The 16,527-nt window shown below is 74.2% G+C and carries 17 protein-coding genes; 7 read left to right on the forward strand and 10 right to left on the reverse strand.

Annotated elements, in window-relative coordinates:
* Positions 1–226: 226 nt before the first annotated feature.
* Both GA0070609_RS01625 and GA0070609_RS01630 read right to left on the reverse strand, forming a co-directional pair.
* Positions 227–649, reverse strand: coding sequence for a nitroreductase family deazaflavin-dependent oxidoreductase (locus tag GA0070609_RS01625; RefSeq protein WP_088992147.1), 423 nt, complete (start codon positions 647–649; stop codon positions 227–229).
* Entirely contained in the window at positions 649–1,284 is a 636-nt protein-coding gene (locus tag GA0070609_RS01630; RefSeq protein ID WP_088992148.1) for an NAD(P)-dependent oxidoreductase, read from the reverse strand. The genes GA0070609_RS01625 and GA0070609_RS01630 overlap by 1 nt, the downstream gene beginning before the upstream one ends.
* A gap of 98 nt (positions 1,285–1,382) precedes the next feature.
* On the opposite strand from GA0070609_RS01630, the gene GA0070609_RS01635 reads away from it, so the two are divergent.
* The gene (locus GA0070609_RS01635; protein ID WP_088992149.1) at positions 1,383–1,763 is read left to right on the forward strand and encodes a winged helix-turn-helix transcriptional regulator; all 381 of its coding nucleotides are present in this window, start codon (positions 1,383–1,385) and stop codon (positions 1,761–1,763) included.
* A 159-nt stretch (positions 1,764–1,922) separates the two neighbouring features.
* Here GA0070609_RS01635 and GA0070609_RS01640 read toward each other — a convergent pair whose 3' ends face one another.
* Positions 1,923–2,684, reverse strand: coding sequence for a DMT family transporter (locus GA0070609_RS01640; protein WP_231928493.1), 762 nt, complete (start codon positions 2,682–2,684; stop codon positions 1,923–1,925).
* A 165-nt stretch (positions 2,685–2,849) separates the two neighbouring features.
* On the opposite strand from GA0070609_RS01640, the gene GA0070609_RS01645 reads away from it, so the two are divergent.
* The gene (locus tag GA0070609_RS01645; protein WP_088997422.1) at positions 2,850–3,659 is read left to right on the forward strand and encodes an Fpg/Nei family DNA glycosylase; all 810 of its coding nucleotides are present in this window, start codon (positions 2,850–2,852) and stop codon (positions 3,657–3,659) included.
* A gap of 219 nt (positions 3,660–3,878) precedes the next feature.
* On the opposite strand, the gene GA0070609_RS01650 is transcribed toward GA0070609_RS01645, so the two are convergent.
* From GA0070609_RS01650 to GA0070609_RS01660, 3 genes are all read right to left on the reverse strand, one after another.
* A complete protein-coding gene (locus GA0070609_RS01650; protein ID WP_231928494.1) occupies positions 3,879–4,757 on the reverse strand; it encodes an aminoglycoside phosphotransferase family protein in 879 nt (292 codons plus the stop codon).
* 168 nt (positions 4,758–4,925) lie between these two features.
* On the reverse strand, positions 4,926–6,305 hold the full coding sequence (locus tag GA0070609_RS01655) for an FAD-dependent oxidoreductase (protein ID WP_088992150.1): 1,380 nt from the start codon (positions 6,303–6,305) through the stop codon (positions 4,926–4,928).
* A gap of 24 nt (positions 6,306–6,329) precedes the next feature.
* On the reverse strand, positions 6,330–7,466 hold the full coding sequence (locus GA0070609_RS01660; RefSeq protein ID WP_408630650.1) for a carboxylate-amine ligase: 1,137 nt from the start codon (positions 7,464–7,466) through the stop codon (positions 6,330–6,332).
* 181 nt (positions 7,467–7,647) lie between these two features.
* On the opposite strand from GA0070609_RS01660, the gene GA0070609_RS01665 reads away from it, so the two are divergent.
* From GA0070609_RS01665 to GA0070609_RS01680, 4 genes are all read left to right on the forward strand, one after another.
* Positions 7,648–7,935, forward strand: coding sequence for a DUF6412 domain-containing protein (locus GA0070609_RS01665; protein WP_172899271.1), 288 nt, complete (start codon positions 7,648–7,650; stop codon positions 7,933–7,935).
* 93 nt (positions 7,936–8,028) lie between these two features.
* Positions 8,029–8,784 carry a YidC/Oxa1 family membrane protein insertase gene (locus GA0070609_RS01670; RefSeq protein ID WP_088992151.1) on the forward strand — a complete coding sequence of 252 codons (756 nt, stop codon included), beginning with the start codon at positions 8,029–8,031 and terminating at the stop codon, positions 8,782–8,784.
* Between the two features lie 71 nt (positions 8,785–8,855).
* Positions 8,856–10,265 (forward strand): carbohydrate-binding protein, encoded by a 1,410-nt coding sequence (locus GA0070609_RS01675; RefSeq protein ID WP_088992152.1) that lies wholly within the window; start codon positions 8,856–8,858, stop codon positions 10,263–10,265.
* A 150-nt stretch (positions 10,266–10,415) separates the two neighbouring features.
* Positions 10,416–11,804 (forward strand): chitinase, encoded by a 1,389-nt coding sequence (locus GA0070609_RS01680; RefSeq protein WP_088992153.1) that lies wholly within the window; start codon positions 10,416–10,418, stop codon positions 11,802–11,804.
* A gap of 147 nt (positions 11,805–11,951) precedes the next feature.
* Here GA0070609_RS01680 and GA0070609_RS01685 read toward each other — a convergent pair whose 3' ends face one another.
* The 4 genes from GA0070609_RS01685 to GA0070609_RS01700 form a co-directional block, all read right to left on the reverse strand.
* Entirely contained in the window at positions 11,952–12,620 is a 669-nt protein-coding gene (locus GA0070609_RS01685; RefSeq protein WP_088992154.1) for a DedA family protein, read from the reverse strand.
* Positions 12,621–12,716: 96 nt separating this feature from the next.
* A complete protein-coding gene (locus tag GA0070609_RS01690) occupies positions 12,717–13,316 on the reverse strand; it encodes a DUF1349 domain-containing protein (RefSeq protein WP_088992155.1) in 600 nt (199 codons plus the stop codon).
* Positions 13,309–14,631, reverse strand: a complete 1,323-nt coding sequence (locus GA0070609_RS01695) for an MFS transporter (protein ID WP_088992156.1) — start codon at positions 14,629–14,631, stop codon at positions 13,309–13,311. The genes GA0070609_RS01690 and GA0070609_RS01695 overlap by 8 nt, the downstream gene beginning before the upstream one ends.
* 31 nt (positions 14,632–14,662) lie before the next feature.
* Positions 14,663–15,448 (reverse strand): SDR family NAD(P)-dependent oxidoreductase, encoded by a 786-nt coding sequence (locus GA0070609_RS01700; protein WP_088992157.1) that lies wholly within the window; start codon positions 15,446–15,448, stop codon positions 14,663–14,665.
* A 55-nt stretch (positions 15,449–15,503) separates the two neighbouring features.
* On the opposite strand from GA0070609_RS01700, the gene GA0070609_RS01705 reads away from it, so the two are divergent.
* Entirely contained in the window at positions 15,504–16,505 is a 1,002-nt protein-coding gene (locus GA0070609_RS01705) for an ArsR/SmtB family transcription factor (protein ID WP_088992158.1), read from the forward strand.
* The last annotated feature ends 22 nt before the right edge of the window (positions 16,506–16,527 follow it).

Genomic DNA, 16,527 nt, shown 5'->3' on the forward strand with positions numbered 1-16,527 from the left:
GCGCGCCCGGCCACCTTCGGCCCACGGGCTGGCGCCGTTGCTCAACGTTATGCGGCGCCACCCGGCAGGATCCACCGGTGATGGTTGCGTAGCCCGACCGATCGTTGCGTCTGAGAGCAGACCCACGCCGATTCGTTGCGCGTCGCTCCGTGCCGACGATCGAGACCGGCTGACCGGGCCGGCCGGGCCGGCCGGGCCCTGAGCGTCCCCTGGCCCGGCCGCCACCTCAGCACGTCGGTTCGATCACCACCACCGGGATGTCCCGGTCGGTCGATTCCCGGTACCGCTCGTAGGCCGGGACGGCGGCGACGAACCGTCGCCACAGCCGGCGCTTCTCGGGGCCGGCGACGGTCCGGGCGATCCCGGCGAAGGTGTCGGTGCCGACCTGCACGGTCACCCGCGGGTCGGCCACCAGGTTCAGGTACCAGGCCGGATTCCGGTCCCGCCCGGCGTTGGACCCGGTGACCACGTAGCGGTCGCCGTCGCGGACGAAGACGAGGGCGGTGCGGCGGAGCAGTCCCGACCGGCGCCCCCGGGTGGTGAGCAGCAGGTCGTCCATGCCGGGCCGGGCATTGCCACCGGTCGCGACGTACCGGCGGATGTGTTCGGCCACCCAGGCGTCCGGGCTGTCGTGGATCTCGTCGCCCATCAGGCCCGCTCCAACCCGAGGTGGACGCCGTGGTGCCGGGGCGCGTCGATCTCGTCGAGCAGGGCCACCGCCAGGTCGGCGTAGGAGATCCGGCTGGCGGCGTCGGCCGGGGCGCTCCGGTAGTTGCCGGTCCGGCCCGCGGCGTGGTCGAAGTCACCGGCCGGGCTGAGCACCAGCCAGTCCAGCACCGCGCCGGCCTGGCGCAGCACCTCCACCCCGGCATCGTGCCCGAGGTAGAACGCGCGGTACTCCTGCGGGTAGCCGGGGGTGTCCATCAGCGGGGTCCCGGACGCGGTGGGCAGCACGGACGCGAGCCCCACCACCAGCAGGCGAGGCGTCCTCGCCCGAGCCAGCCCGGCAAGCAGCGCCCGGGCGGCGTCGGGGAAGAAGGCGCCGGGTGGCGCGGTCAGGTCGGCGGCCGCGTGGATGGCGGCCTCATGCCCGGCGGCGAGCGCGGCGACCTGCTCCGGGTCGGTCACGTCACCGGCGGCGACCCGCAGCCCGTCGGCGAGCAGGTCCGGGTGCCGGCCCGGGTCCCGCACCACGGCGGTCACCTCGTGGCCCCGGTCGACAGCTTCCCGTACCGCGGCCCGACCGGCCCGGCCACCGGCGCCGAAGACGACGATCCTGCTCATCGAACCCACCTCACGTCCGGGCCGGCCCGGCGCCGGCCACCGCGACGCACGCTAACCAGGCGGGCGGTTACCACCGGGATACCGACTACCCTCAACCCATGCGCGCGCCGCTCGATCCGGACATGTTCGACCCGGTGTGCCCGTCGGACCTGTCGCCGATCCGGGTGGGGGACAAGTGGGCGGGGATGATCATCCGCTGTTTGGAGCAGGGTCCCCGCCGGTTCTCGGAACTCCGGGTGCCGCTGCGCGGGATCACCGCGAAGGTGCTCACCCGGTCGCTCCGCGCGCTGGAACGCGACGGCCTGGTGCGGCGCACCGCGCACGCCGGGCGAGCCCCGCGGGTCGACTACGAGCTGACTCCCCTCGGCCGCAGCCTGCTCGGACCGATGGACGTGGCCTGCGAGTGGGCCCGCCGGAACTGGGACGACCTGCTCGACGCCCGGGAGGCCGGTGCGGCGCCGGGCCGGGCACGGGACTGACCCAACGACCGCGACCGGGCCCGGACACACTTCGGGGGCGGCGATCCGCCGCCCCCGAAAGAGGTCGCCCGGCTGGTGAACCACCAGGCTGGTCGGGCTGCCACCGGTGAACCACCGGTGAGTCGGCCGGCGCACCGCCGGCGAGCCGGACAGTGCCCGCTAGAAGCGGTCGACAAACTGTGAGTCAAGCCACTCGCGGAACCGCTGCACCCAGTCCCCGTCGGTGGTTGGCCAGTCGAACTGGCCGGTCATCGCCAGCACGCCGAGGACCACCGCGCCGAGCCCGAAGACGACGCCGAAGAGCGCGTCGGTCTTGCCGGCGATGTGCCGCCGGCGGGTGGCGACCAGGCCGAGCACGGCGAGCACCGCGCCGACCGCGCCGAGCCCGACGCCGTACCCGGCGAGGGTGCCGGTGAGCACGAAGAGCACCCCGGCCACGCCGACGATCAGGCCGAGCGTGGCGAGCAGGCTGGCCCGCGGCTTCGGGCCGGCGACCACCGGCCGCTCCGCCCGGTCGGGCACCCCGTCGCCGTCCCGGTCGACCCCGGTGGGCGGCACCGCCGTGCCGTCCCGATCCCGGTCGACGGTGCGCTCCAGGGTCGGTTCGGCCGACCGGCGGGTGTCCTCGTCCGTCGGCCGGCCGGTGGCGGCCCGGGCGACGGCGGCCCGCTCGGTGGCCCGGCGTTCCGCGTCCGCGTCCCGGTCGTCGACCGTCGCGGCGGCCGCGCCGCTGCGGTAGGTCGTCGCCTCGTCCCGGTCGCTCACCGCGGAGCGGTTCGATCCGCGGCCGTCGAGCCGGCCCGCGCCGGAGTTCGTCGGCCGGTCCCGACCGGCAGCGGCCGTGGTATCCCGCTCGTCCAGGTTCTCGTCCCGCTGCGGCGCCGGTTCCGACCGGCGCGACAGCGAAGGAATCTTGACCACAACACACCTCCTGTTGAATGCGTGGTGGCCGATGCAACGGACGGCACCCACGCGATATCCACCCGGAATACCCCGCTGGCCGTTTTCTGACACCGAGGCGCTGGTCAGGGGGTTCACCACCCGGGCAGGCCGGTCCGGTCGCGGCCGGGGCTAGGGTTGGTGGTCGTGCCAGAGGGACACACCATCCACCGCCTGGCGGCCCGCCACGCCGACCTGTTCGCCGGTGACAAGGTGCACGCCGCCAGCCCGCAGGGCCGGTTCGCCGAGGGCGCCGCCCGGCTCACCGGCACCGTGCTGGAGGCCACCGAGGCGTACGGCAAGCACCTGCTGCACCACCACGCCGGCGGGCTGACCCTGCACGTCCACCTCGGGCTGTACGGGAAGTTCACCGACGGCGCGGGGGAGCCGCCGGAGCCGGTCGGCCAGGTGCGGCTGCGGCTGACCAGTGACCGGCACTGGCTCGACCTGCGCGGCCCCACCGCCTGCGAGGTGCTCACCCCGCCCGAGGTGGCGGCGCTGCGCGACCGGCTCGGCCCGGATCCGCTGCGCGCCGACGCAGACCCGGAGCGGGCGTACGCCCGGATCTCCCGCAGCCCGACGCCGCTGGCGGCGCTGCTGCTCGACCAGTCGGTGGTGGCCGGCACCGGGCTGATCTTCGTCACTGAGGCGCTGTTCCGGGCCGGGCTGTCGCCCACCACGGCCGGCCGGGAGCTGACCCGGGCCGGCTGGGAGCGGCTCTGGGCCGACCTGGTGGCGCTGATGACCCGCGCCGTGGTGAGCGGCCGGATCGACACCGTCCGGGACGCCCACCTGCCCGAGGCGATGGGGCGACCGGCCCGGGTCGACCGGCACGGCGGCGAGGTGTACGTCTACCGCCGCCCGGGCGCGCCCTGCCACGTCTGCGGCACGGCGGTGAGCCGCGGCGCGCTGGCCGGCCGCAACCTCTACTGGTGCGCCACCTGCCAACCAGCCTGACCCGGCGCGGCTTCGGCCGGCCGGCGCCGGTTGCGGTCTGTTCGCGGTGAGCGCCGCCCGTTGTCGACCGGCCCGACCCGCCGCGGTGCTTCCGGGACCGTCTGCGTCGGCCGAGCGCCGCCCGGTGCCGCCAGCGCCTCCCGCGCGTGCCCCCACGCCGGGCGGTCGTGGCCGTCGGCCCGACACCCGGCCGCCGCTGGGCGGCCGTGGCCGGCGTGGTCAGTCGCCGTCGACGAGCCAGCGGACCACCTCGATCTGGCGAGGGAAGACCTGGTCGTCGCCGATGCTCCAGGCGAGCGTCTGCCCGATGGTCCAGCCGCGCACCCGGTCCCGGTCCAGCCCCAGCTCGGCGCTGAGCCGGTCCAGCCGGTGGCGGACGGCGGCGGGGGAGTGGCCCAGCTCCGCGCCCCGGACCAGCGGCGCCACCCCGAACTCCCGCTCGCCGGCCAGCGGCTTCGGGTCGATGACCAGCCACGGTTCCCGGGTCGCCCGGAGCACGTTGCCGGCGTGCAGATCCTGGTTGACCAGCACCTGTTCGCCCTGACTCGGTACCAGGTCGGCCAGCAGCCCGAGCGCCGCGTCGAGCAGTCGCCGCTCGTACGGGCGGCCGGTGCGGGCCCACTTCACCGGCAGCCGTTCCGCCCAGCCGGCCGCCTCCTCGGCCAGCGGGGTGAACGGCGACCCGGCGGGGCGCCAGAGCCGGGGCAGCAGCCCCACCACCACGTCGAGCGCCCGCTCGGGCGGCACGGTGTGCAGCGGTGTGCCCGGCACGCAGCGCTCCACCAGCAGTGCCCGTCGCTGGGGATCGTGCCCGAGCAGCCGGATCGCGCCCTCGCCCGCCCACCGGTCGAGCGCGGTCGCCTCGTGCACGCTGTCCGGGTCCGGGTACTGGAGCTTGAGCACCGCCGGTGTGCCGTCGGGCAGCTCGGCCGGCAGGGCCAGCGAGGCGAACGCGTACCCGAAGGGCGGGCCGACCCGCAGCGACCACCGCTCGACGCAGGCGGCCAGCAGCTCCGGCAGGTCCGCCAGCCACCGCCGTCCGTCCGGGGTGCCGCGTACCCAGTCCAACCCGTCCGGTATCCGCAGCGCGCCGTCCACCCGGCCATCCTGGCCGGGACCGCTCGGTCAGTACAACCGACTCCGGCCGGCGCGGACGCGCGCCGCTCCTCGCTGGCGGGCCTGACAGCGGGATGGCGAGAGGACTGGGTGCGTCTGTTGTCGCTCCGGCGACAACAGACGCACCCAAAGCCGATACCCGAGGGTGGGTCAGCGGCCGGAGCCGGCCAGGGCGTCCACGGCCTTGCGGGCGGCGATCAGCACCGGGTCCCAGACCGGCGCGAACGGGGGCGCGTAACCCAGGTCCAGCGCCGTCATGTCGTCCACCGTCATCTTGTTCCAGAGCGCCACGGCGAGGGTGTCGATCCGCTTGGCCGCCTCAGACCAGCCGACGATCTGCGCGCCGAGCAACCGCCCGCTGGGCTTCTCGGCGATCAGCTTCACCGTCATCGGCCGGGCGCCCGGGTAGTAGCCCGCGCGGTTCGTCGACTTGGCGATCACCGAGACGAACTCGAAGCCGGCCGCGACGGCGTCCCGTTCGCGCAGGCCGGTGCGGCCCACCTCCAGGTCGCAGACCTTGGTCACCGCGGTGCCGATCACCCCGGCGAAGGTGGCGTAGCCGCCGCCGATGTTGATCCCGGCGACCCGGCCCTGCTTGTTGGCGTAGGTGCCCAGCGGCACGTGCACCGGCATTCCGCTGACCCGGTGCAGCGTCTCCACGCAGTCGCCGGCCGCCCAGACCCCGGGCACCCCGGGCACCCGCATCCGGCGGTCCACCCGTACCCCGCCGCTGGGGCCCAGCGGCAGGCCGGCGGCCCGGGCGAGGGCGACGTTGGGGCGTACGCCGAGACCGAGGATCACGACGTCGGCGGGGATCGGACCCTCCTCGGTGACCACCGCGGACACCCGGCCGTCCCGCTGTTCCAGCCCGGTCACCGACAGCCCGGTACGGATCTGCATGCCCAGCGTGCGCATCGCGTCGACGACCAGTTCGGCCATGTCCGGGTCGACCGTGGACATCGGCTGCTCGTCCCGCTCGACCAGGGTGACCGAGAGCCCGCGCTGGATCAGCGCCTCGGCCATCTCCACCCCGATGTAGCCGCCGCCGACCACCACCGCGCGGCGGGGCGCCGGGTCGGCGTCCAGCCACTCCAGCAGCGCCGCGCCGTCGTCGAGGGTCTGCATCCCGAACACCCCGCCGACGTCACCGCGGGCCCAGTCCGGCCGGGTCGGCTCCGCGCCGGTGGCGTACATCAGGATGTCGAACCCGGCGCGGACCTCGCCGCCGCGCTCGAGGTCGCGGGCGACCACCTCGCGGCGGTCGAGGTCGATGGCGGTCACCTCGTGCCGGAGCCGCACCTCGATGTCGAAGGACTCGCGGAACGTCTCCGGGGCGCGGGCGATCAGCTGGTCCCGCTCCGGCACCAGCCCGCTGATCCAGTACGGGATGCCGCACGCCGAGTACGAGGTGAAGTGCCCCCGCTCGAACGCGACGATCTCCAGGTCGTCGCGGTCGCGGCGACGTCGGGCCTGGGACGCCGCCGCCATGCCGGCGGCGTCCGCCCCGATCACCACGAGCCGTTGCGCCACGCGCCTCATCCTGTCACGAACGGCTCAGCCGCGGGTCTGCCGCGCGACGTCCGCCACCACGTCGGCCAGTTGGCCCGTACGGGCGAAGACGGCCCGCTGTCGGGCGGCGCCGCTGCCGTGCCGGCGCAGCCCGCCCAGCAGGTCGGTCACCTCGGCCAGGTCGCCGTGCCGCTCCAGGGCCGGGCGGACCCGCGTCACGAGGTCGTCCAGCAGGTGCCAGGCCGGGCGCAGTTCGCCGTCGGTCAGGTCCACCCCGTCGCCCTCCAGCCCGTCGTGGGCGGCCCGCCAGTGCGCGCCGACCAGCAGGTGGTGGTCGGTGCGGATGGCCGGGCGGCCGGCCGCGATGTCCGCCATCGCGGTGGCCACCAGGGCCCGGACCAGCGCCGCGACCAGCACCGCGTCGTCCACCGACGGGCAGACGTCGCCGATCCGGATCTCCACCGTGGGGTACTTCGCGGACAGTCGGGCGTACCAGTAGAGCATCCCCTCGTCGAGCATCACCCCGCTGGCGATCAGCTGGCGGATCAGCCGTTGGTAGTGCTCGTGCGACTCCAGGTACGGGGTGGGCGCGACCGACGGCCAGCGTTCCCACTCCACCGAGCGCCAGCTGGCGTACCCGGTGTCCTCGCCGCGGGCGAACGGGGAGTTGGCGGTCACCGCGTGCAGGGTGGGCAGCCAGGGCCGGACGTGGTTGAGCACCTGCACGCCGGTCTCGGCGTCGGGCACCCCGACGTGCACGTGCATGCCGTTGTTGCCGGGGCCCGGGACCAGCAGCCGGAACCGTTCGATCATCCGGTCGAACCGGGGCTTGTCGACCACCGGCGGCACCGGTCCGTCGACCGGCCCGGTGCCGATCGCCAGCAGCCGTACGCCGGCCCGCTCCGCCGCGTCGGCGAGTGCTGCCCGCAGCAGGCTCAGCGAGTGCCGGATCGAGCTCAGCTCCAGCCCGGGCGGGCTGCCGATCTCGATCTGGCTGGTCTGGAACTCCCGCTCCACCTGCCCGCGTAGCTCCGCCGGCACCTGGTCGAGGACCAGGTCGACGGCGGGCACCGCGGCCCCGGTGTGCGGGTCGACGAGCAGGAACTCCTCCTCGACGCCCACCGTCAGCAGGTCGGTTCCCTCCGCTGTCGCGTCCGGGGCCGTCGCCACCTGGCCGCTCATCGTGACCACCATCCGTTCCGCACCGTCGACGGCCGTCCGGCCGCCGTGCCGGCAGTGGTTACCCACCGTGGTCACGGCCGGAAACGCCGGCCCGGGCGCGTCGGCGGCGTGTCGGGTCACCGGCGGGCGGCCGCGGCGCGATGGCCCGCGGCGGCGTGACAACGGGTCCTAGGCTGGGCCCGTGCCGGGAGCGCTGGGGTTGGTGCTGGAGACGTGGGCGTACGCGCTCGCCCAGCTGACCCTGTTCGCGGACCGCCCGGCCGAGCTGCTGGCCGGTGCCGCGCTGGTGCTGCTGGCCACGCTGCTCGCGGTGCGCGCCGTCGCCGGTGCCGGTGCGCCGGCGGCCTTCGGTCGGGCCACCGCGCTGCGCGCCCGGGCCCGGCGTCGCCGGGTGCCCCGCCAGGTCGACCCGGACGCCCCCGGCCGGCCCCGGCCGCGCGCGCCCGGGGTGTGCCCCTCGGCCGCGTAGCCGCCCGCCGCGCGGCCGATTCCGCCGTCATCCGCGCCCGCGCCGGACCCGGTCCGGCGGGCGCCCACCCGGAATCGACCGAGGGGTCCCACCATGCTCGCCTTCGCACCGCTGCACGATGCCGTCGGCGCCGCCGGCGCCGCCCTGTCCTGGCTCACCGCCCTGCTCGAACCGCTGGCCGGCGGCGCGGCCACCGCCGCCGCCATCGTCGTGCTCACCGTCGCCGTCCGGCTGCTGATCTCACCGCTCACCGTCGCGCAGGTCCGCGGCGAGCGGCGCCGCACGGCGCTCGCTCCCCAGGTCCGCGACCTCCAGCGCCGGTACGCCGACGACCCGGCCCGGTTGCAGTCCGAACTGTTCGGGCTCTACCGCTCGGCCGGCGCCAACCCGGTCGCCGGCTGCCTGCCGGTGCTGCTCCAGGCGCCGTTTCTGCTGGTGATGTACCGGCTCTTCAGCACCGCGGAGGGCGGCACCGGGTTGCTCGACGAGCGGCTCGCCGGGGTGCCGCTCGGGCACCACCTGACCGACGGGCTGGCCGGCGCCGCCGGGCCGCTGTTCGGCGGCCTGCTGGCGCTGCTGGTGATGCTCGCCTGGTGGATGTCGCGCCGGATCCGGCGCGCCGCCGCCGCGACCGGGACGGTGGCCGGCGCCCCGGCCGAGGGCCCGGGGGCGGCCACCCTGGCCCGGCTGCTGCCGCTGCTGCCGTACGGGACGGTGCTGGTGGCGCTGGTGCTGCCGCTGGCCGCGGTGATCTATCTGGTCACCACCACCGCCTGGTCGGCGTTGGAGCAGGCGGTGCTGCGCCGGCCGCTACCGGTGCCGGCCGGGGCGGACATCGATCGACGTTGACAACTGCGTCCGATGCCCGTACAACTCCTGAGAGAGCGCTCTCTCGACCGTCCCCGCAGAGAGGCACGCCCATGCGACCTGCCCCGGCGGCTCCTGCCGCCCTGCCCGTACGACGCCGGCTCCCGCTGGCGTTGGCCCTGCTCAGCGCCACCACCACCGTCCTGGCCGGGGTCACCATGACCGCTAACGCCGCGGTGCCGCCACCACCGTCCGGGTGGAGTCTGGTGTGGAGCGACGACTTCACCGGCGCGGCCGGCACGCTGCCGTCCGCCAGCAACTGGATCATCGACACCGGCACCAGCTACCCCGGCGGGCCGCCCAACTGGGGCACCGGTGAGATCCAGACGTACACGAACAGCACCGCCAACGTCAGCCACGACGGCGGCGGCAACCTGCGGATCACCCCGCTGCGGGACGGCTCCGGCCGGTGGACGTCCGCGCGCATCGAGACCGTCCGCAGCAACTTCAAGCCGCCGTCCGGGGGCGTGCTGGCCATCGAGGGCCGGATCCAGATGCCCAACGTGACCGGCGCCGCGGCGGCCGGCTACTGGCCAGCGTTCTGGGCGCTCGGCTCGCCCTACCGGGGCAACTACCAGAACTGGCCGGGGATCGGCGAGTTCGACGTGATGGAGAACGTCAACGGCATCAACTCGGTGTGGGGGGTGCTGCACTGCGGCGTCGCGCCGGGCGGGCCGTGCGACGAGTTCAACGGCATCGGCGCGTCCCGGGCCTGCCCCGGCAGCACCTGCCAGTCGGCGTTCCACACCTACCGGTTCGAGTGGGACGCCTCGGTCAGCCCGCAGCAGCTGCGCTGGTATGTCGACGGGCAGCTCTACCACACCGTGAGCCAGTCCCGCGTCGGCGAGCCGTACTGGTCGCAGATGACCAGCCACGCCGGCTACTTCCTGCTGCTCAACGTGGCCATGGGCGGCGCGTTCCCGAACGGGGTGGCCGGTTCCGCCACGCCCACCGCGGCCACCGTCCCGGGCCGGCCGATGCTGGTCGACTACGTCGCCGTCTACAGCCGCGGTGGTGGCGGCACCACACCGCCGACCACCCCGCCGCCGGGCGGTACGCGGGACGCGTACGCGGCCATCCAGGCGGAGTCGTTCAACGCCCAGAACGGCGTCATCGTCGAGGCCTGCGCCGAGGGCGGGCAGAACATCGGCGCGCTGCGCAACGGCGACTGGGTGCGCTTCGACAACGTGGAGTTCGGCGCCACCCCGCCCCGCGACTTCCTGGCCCGGGTCGCCTCCGGCGCCGGCGCCGGCGTGAGCGGCCTGGTGGAGGTCCGGCTGGACAGCCCGACCAGCCCGCCGATCGGCAGCTTCGCGATCGCCAACACCGGCGGCTGGCAGAGCTGGCGCTCCGTCCCTGGCAACGTCGCCGGGCCCACCGGTCGGCGCACCGTCTACCTGACCTTCAGCAGCGGCCAGCCGAACGACTTCGTCAACGTCAACTGGTTCACCTTCCGCCGCTGAGCGGCACCGGGCCGGGCCCATGGCATGGGGCCCGGCCCGGTGCTCCCACTCCCGCCGGCTGGAAACCACTCTGGACAACAACAGTTAACAGTCTTAATAATAAGCGCCAACGTCGATGGCTGTGGATGTCGTCCGGGTGTGGAGGATGCCGTGAAACGTTCCAGATCTCTGGTCTTGTCGCTGGTCACCGCGCTGACGGCAGCGGTGGGCGCGGTGTGGGTGGCGCTGCCGGCGTTCGCCGCCGGGGCCACCGCCAGCTTCGTGAAGACGTCCGACTGGGGCTCGGGCTGGGAGGGGAAGTACACCATCACCAACGCTGGTGGCTCCACCGTCAACGGCTGGAGCGTCAGCTTCGACCTGCCCGCCGGCACCACCGTCGGCAGCTACTGGGACGCGCTGCTGACCTCCTCCGGCCAGCGCCACACGTTCACCAACCGGTCCTGGAACGGCAGCATCGCCCCCGGCGCCTCGGTCTCCTTCGGCTTCCTGGGCAGCGGCCCGGGCGCCCCGACCAACTGCCTGCTCAACGGCGCGCCGTGCGGCGGTGGCACCCCGACCACCCCGCCACCCACCACGACCCCGCCGCCGACCACCCCGCCGCCGACGACGCCGCCCCCGACCACGCCGCCGCCGACCACCGGCCTGCCGAAGCACATCCTCACCGGCTACTGGCACAACTTCGACAATCCGGCGGTCGAGCTACGGCTGCGCGACGTGCCCGCCGAGTACGACCTGGTCGCGGTCGCCTTCGCCGAGGCCACCGCCACGCCCGGCGCGGTCACCTTCGCGGTCGACCCCGGGCTGTCGGCGGCGCTCGGCGGCTACACCGACGCCGACTTCTCCGCCGACGTGCGCACGCTGCAGAGCCGGGGCAAGAAGGTGATCATCTCGGTCGGCGGCGAGACCGGCCGGGTGGCGGTCAACGACGGGGCCTCCGCCGCCGCCTTCAGCGACTCGGTGTACGCGCTGATCCAGCGTTACGGCTTCGACGGAGTCGACATCGACCTGGAGAACGGGCTCAACCCGACCTACATGGCGCAGGCGCTGCGCTCGCTGCGGTCGCGGGTCGGCGCCAACCTGATCATCGCGATGGCCCCACAGACCATCGACATGCAGTCGCCCGGCACCAGCTACTTCAAGCTGGCGCTGGACATCAAGGACATCCTCACCGTGGTGAACACCCAGTTCTACAACTCCGGGGCGATGCTCGGCTGCGACAACAACGCCGCGTACGCCCAGGGCACCGTCAACTTCATCGTGGCGCTGGCCTGCATGCAGTTGGAGGCCGGGCTGCGCCCGGACCAGGTGGGCCTGGGCCTGCCGGCCGGGCCGGGCGCGGCCGGCGGGGGCGTCGTCGCGCCGAGCGTGGTCAACGCCGCGCTGGACTGCCTGTCCCGGGGCACCAACTGCGGCAGCTTCCGCCCGCCGCGCACCTACCCGGGCCTGCGCGGCGCGATGACCTGGTCGGTCAACTGGGACGTGACCAACAACAACGCCTTCGCCCGTACCGTCGCTCCCCACCTCGACACCCTGCCCTGACGCTCGCTCGCGCGATCAGGCAGTTGTGGCGCCCCGCGGCGGCCGGGTCTCCGGTCGCCGCGGGACACCGCGACCGCGTCATCCTGCTGCCGGGCCGGCCGCAGCACAGGGCCGTCCGCGTCGACGGCCACCGCCTGCCGACCCGGTTCAGCGGGTGGCGTCGGCGTGCTGCGGGCGGCGGGAGCGGCGGCGCCGGGTCTTCTTCACCACCCACCAGGCGATCATGACCACGAAGACGGCGATGATCCCGTAGTCGAACCAGTTGCTGTACTTCTCCACCTGCTGCCAGCGGGAACCGAGGGCGAAGCCGAGCCCGACGAAGAGCGAGTTCCAGATGCCGCTGCCCAGCGTGGTGAGCACGGCGAACTCGGTCAGCGGCATCCGGTTGGCCCCGGCGGGGATGGAGACCAGGCTGCGGACCACCGGCACCATCCGGCCGAAGAAGACCGCCCACCGGCCGCGCCGCTCGAACCAGCGGTCCGCCTTCTCCAGGTCGTCCAGGTCGACCAGGGGGAGCCGGTCCAGCCAGCGCTTGAGCCGGTCCTCGCCGACCACCGCGCCCAGCCAGTACAGCACCAGCGCGCCCAGCAGCGAGCCGGCGGTGGCGGCGAGCACCACCAGCACCACGTTGAACCGGCCCTCGCCGGCCAGGTAGCCGGCCATCGCCAGGACGATCTCGCTCGGGATCGGCGGGATGATGCTCTCCAGCGCGACCAGCAGGGCCACCCCGAGCGCGCCGGCCGCATCGATGATTCCCGCCACCCAGCCGGTGAGCCCGCCGAGTCGGGTCGGGTCGACGTTCTCGGCGAGTGCCATGGGGATCCTTTCCGCCGGCCGGGAAGGGGGATCTGACTCCTCTACCCGATGCCCCGGTGGTCACACCTCACCGTGACCGCGCCCACCGCCGCCGGTTCACTCCGGGTGCAGCGCGGCGTCCGCCGGGCCGCGACGCCAGCCGGTGAACCGGACCCGCAGCCCGGCCCGGGTCGGCGCGCAGCAGTACGGTCCCGCCGTCGCCGTCGCCGCCGGATCCAGCGGGGCGAGCCGGACCAGCCGCCACGGCTCCCCGTCCGCCCGGGCCCGGACGGTCAGCGCGTCCCAGGCCCGGCTGGCCCGGACGGTGATCTCCTGCCCGACCCACTCCAGCACCGGCGCCACCGACCAGTCGGAGAACTCCCGGGTGACCACCGCACCGACCTGCGGTTGGCCGTCGCTGACCTCCACGCCGGCCTTGACCCAGGTCCGCTCGTCGACCCGGACCAGCACGCCCGCCTGGTCGAACTGCTCGGTGTAGTCGAGCCGGAAGCTCACCTCGACCGCGCTGCCGGCCGGGAACGGGGCGAGCAGCGCCGGGGCGTCGTCGTGCACGAAGCCGTACGAGGTGTGCCGCCACAGGTCGCTGCCCTCGGCCGGCTCCACCAGCAGCTCGCCCGCCGGCCCGTCCTCGACCCGCAGTGGCTCGTTCCACCACTCACCCTCGGCCCAGTCGACCGTCAGCAGCCCGTCACCCATGCCGGTGACGGTACCGCCGGTGGCCGTCCGGGCGACGTCCCCGGATCGGACGCCGGCGGCGGGCTGGACGCGTGGCGGGAAGCAGTTCGGCAACCGGCGGCGAGCCGGGCACGGCAGCGGCGGCCGGCCGCTGGGGGAGCGGTCGAGGGCGGCCGGCGGTGGGGGCTGTCGTCAGGTGGTGGGCCAGCGCCGCCACGGCGAGGAGCGTCAGGACCCCGCACACGCCCAGCCAGCCGAAGCGGGCGTACGCGGGGGCTCCGAGCCAGGAGCCCAGACTGCCCCCGAGGTAGGCGCAGGTCATGTAGGCGGTGTTGAGCCGGCTACGGGCGTCCGAGCGCAGGGCGTAGATCCGCACCTGGTTGGCGACCATGCCGGACTGCATGCTGACGTCGAGCAGCAACGTGCCCAGCACCAGGGCCGCCAGGCCCCCGACTCCGCCGAGCCCGCCGAACGCGAGGACGACGGCCGAGGCGATGACGCCGAGCATGCAGATCCGGTTGACCGCATCGGATCCCCGACGGTCGACCTGGCGTCCCGCCACCGGGGTGCTGAGCATCGTCGCCGCGTTGACCAGGGCGAGCATCCCGACCGCCGGGGCGCCGAGCCGGTACGTCGGGCCGGTCAGCAGCAGCGCGACAGTGGTCCAGACCGCGGAGAAGCCCGCGAAGATCGTCGCCTGGTAGAAGCAGGAGCGGCGCAGGTCGGGCTCGACGCGGAGCAGACGCAGCGGCTCGGCCAGCAGGGCCGGATAGCGGTGCCCGGACGGCGGTCGGGTCGTCGGCAGTACGCGGGCCATGGCCACCGCGATGAGCAGCACGGATGCCGCGGCCGTCAGGTAGGGGGCCCGCCACCCCCACCAGTCGCTGATGGTGCCCGCAACGGTACGGGACAGCAGCATGCCGCCGATCGAGCCGCTCAACAGCATGCCGCTGACCGCGCCGCGGTTGTCGTCGGCGGTCAGATTGGCCGCCAGCGGGCCGATGATCGGCGCGACCACTGTCGTGACCCCGACGAGGGCGCTCACGCCGACCAGCGGCGGCAGGGCGGGTACGGCGCTCGCGGCGAGCAGGGCCAGTCCGGTGATGCCGAGCAGGGTGAGGATCAGCGGACGGTGCGGGATCCGGTCGCCCAGCGGCACCAGCAGGAAGATCCCGGCGGCGTAGCCGAACTGCGCCGCGGTCACCACCAGGGCGGCCGAGGCGGGGCTGACGTGCAGACCGGCGGCGACCAGCGGGCTGATCGTCTGCGGGAAGTAGACGTTTCCGACGGCGATCCCGCAGGCGAGGGTGAGCAGCAACAGCAGCCGGCGGTTCATGAGGGGGACGGATGTCCGACCATCCACCACGTCAGTCCACCGGCCCGCCGGCCACGTAGATGACCTGGCCGGAGACGAATCCGGCCGCGGGGCTCACCAGGAACGACGCGGCGTGCGCGATGTCCTCGGGCTGGCCGACCCGGCCGACCGGGATCGTCTGCGCCACGATCCGCTGGTGCTCCTCGAAAGTGCGGCCTCGCCGCTGCGCCGCCACCCGCGTCATGTCGCTCACCACGAAGCCCGGGCCGATGGCGTTGGCGGTCACGCCGTGCCGGCCGAGTCGCAGGGCGAGCGACTTGGTGAAGCCGATCAGACCGGCCTTGGCGGCGGCGTAGTCCACCCGGCCGGAGTCGCCGAGCGCGGAGATGCTCGACATGTTGACGATCCGTCCCCAGCCGGCCGCCATCATGTAGGGGGTCACGGCGCGGGTGAGGAAGAACGCCCCGCGCAGGCTGACGCCCGTGACCGCGTCCCACTGCTCGGTGCTCGTCTCCTCGACGCCGGCGTTCGGGCCCCCGATACCGGCGTTGTTGACCAGCACCGTCGGCGGCCCCAGTTCGGCGGCGATCCGGGCGACGGCCGCCGCCACGGCCGTCTCGTCGTTCACGTCCGCGGCGAAGGCGGCCGCCGTGCCGCCCGTGCCGGTGATGGCCCGTACGGTGTCGGCGCAATCCTCCTCGCGGAGGTCGACCACCGCGACCCGGAAGCCGTCCCGTGCCAGCCGCGTGGCCACTCCGGCGCCGATGCCGCGGGCCGCTCCGGTCACGATCGCTGTGCGTTGCCGGTCGGTCTGGTCGGTCATGTCGAGCTGTGTCATGCCGACAGTCCACGGCACGGGCCGACGGCGAAAAAACGATGTAGCGTACTGCTTAATGATCAGCTTTGAACTCGGCGTCGAGGACCTCGCCAACACCCGGTTCGCGATCTCACCGCTGCACGAGACCGCGCTCAGTCTCCGGGTGCTCCGCGAGCCCGGCCTGTACGCGCTGCACCTGCCCTGGCGTCGAGCGGTTCTCGGGAATCTCGCCAGGCCCGACGTCGACCTGCTGATCTCCCTGGTCGGGCCGGACCGCGGCATTCCCGACTTCCTCACGCCCCGGCCGGCCGAGTTCGCCGCCACCTTCGAACGGGAACTGGCCGCCGTACGCCGGACGCCCGCGGACATCATTCGCCGTGACCTGTGCGCCGTGTACCCGCGCGGCCGGCTACCGGCCGTCCTCCGTGACGCCACCGCGACGGACGCCGACACCGTCCTGGCCCTCCGCGACACCATCTGCGACCGCCTCCAGCGCTACTGGGACGTCGCGCTCAGGCCGACGTGGCCGCAGCTGCGACTCGTGCTGGAAGCCGACATGACCTACCGGGCCCGGCAACTGGCCGTGGGGGGCGCGCGGCTGCTCTTCGCCGACATGCACCCGAACCTGCGCTGGCATGACGGGGTCCTGCACATCGACCGGATGATCGGCCGGCACCGCGTCGTCGCGGCCGGTCGAGGGCTGCTGCTGGTGCCGTCCGTGTTCTCCCACAAGCCCGCCCCGCCGGTCAGCCCGGAGGAACCACCTCTGCTGGCGTACCCCTGCCGGGGAGTGGCGACGCTCTGGCAGGCGCCGCCAGCCGCCGACGCGACCGTGCTCACGTCGCTCCTCGGCACACCCAGGGCGCGACTGCTCCGCCTCCTCGCCGAGCCGCTGCCGACGGTGGAGATCGCCCGCCGGCTCGCGGTGACGCCCAGCGCCGTGTCGCAGCACCTGCAGGTCCTCCACGCGGCAGGGCTGCTCAACCGGGCCCGCGACGGACGGCACGTCCTCTATCGACGTAGCCCGCTCGGCGACCAGTTGGCCGGCCACGGACCGGACGGCGGTGTTTGCCGGTAGCCGGGACCGGAGACATAAGCCA

Origin of the sequence: Micromonospora echinaurantiaca (genome assembly GCF_900090235.1) — a bacterium.
Classification (GTDB): Bacteria; Actinomycetota; Actinomycetes; order Mycobacteriales; family Micromonosporaceae; genus Micromonospora; species Micromonospora echinaurantiaca.

What these genes read in the sequence shown, in the direction of transcription:
- GA0070609_RS01690 (WP_088992155.1), bottom strand. Translation starts at nt 13,316, where the DNA reads ATGGGTGACGGGCTGCTGACGGTCGACTGGGCCGAGGGTGAGTGGTGG.
- GA0070609_RS01660 (WP_408630650.1), bottom strand. Translation starts at nt 7,466, where the DNA reads ATGAGCGGCCAGGTGGCGACGGCCCCGGACGCGACAGCGGAGGGAACC.
- GA0070609_RS01685 (WP_088992154.1), bottom strand. Translation starts at nt 12,620, where the DNA reads ATGGCACTCGCCGAGAACGTCGACCCGACCCGACTCGGCGGGCTCACC.
- GA0070609_RS01675 (WP_088992152.1), top strand. Translation starts at nt 8,856, where the DNA reads ATGCGACCTGCCCCGGCGGCTCCTGCCGCCCTGCCCGTACGACGCCGG.
- GA0070609_RS01705 (WP_088992158.1), top strand. Translation starts at nt 15,504, where the DNA reads ATGATCAGCTTTGAACTCGGCGTCGAGGACCTCGCCAACACCCGGTTC.
- GA0070609_RS01695 (WP_088992156.1), bottom strand. Translation starts at nt 14,631, where the DNA reads ATGAACCGCCGGCTGCTGTTGCTGCTCACCCTCGCCTGCGGGATCGCC.
- GA0070609_RS01670 (WP_088992151.1), top strand. Translation starts at nt 8,029, where the DNA reads ATGCTCGCCTTCGCACCGCTGCACGATGCCGTCGGCGCCGCCGGCGCC.
- GA0070609_RS01700 (WP_088992157.1), bottom strand. Translation starts at nt 15,448, where the DNA reads ATGACACAGCTCGACATGACCGACCAGACCGACCGGCAACGCACAGCG.
- GA0070609_RS01635 (WP_088992149.1), top strand. Translation starts at nt 1,383, where the DNA reads ATGCGCGCGCCGCTCGATCCGGACATGTTCGACCCGGTGTGCCCGTCG.
- GA0070609_RS01630 (WP_088992148.1), bottom strand. Translation starts at nt 1,284, where the DNA reads ATGAGCAGGATCGTCGTCTTCGGCGCCGGTGGCCGGGCCGGTCGGGCC.
- GA0070609_RS01625 (WP_088992147.1), bottom strand. Translation starts at nt 649, where the DNA reads ATGGGCGACGAGATCCACGACAGCCCGGACGCCTGGGTGGCCGAACAC.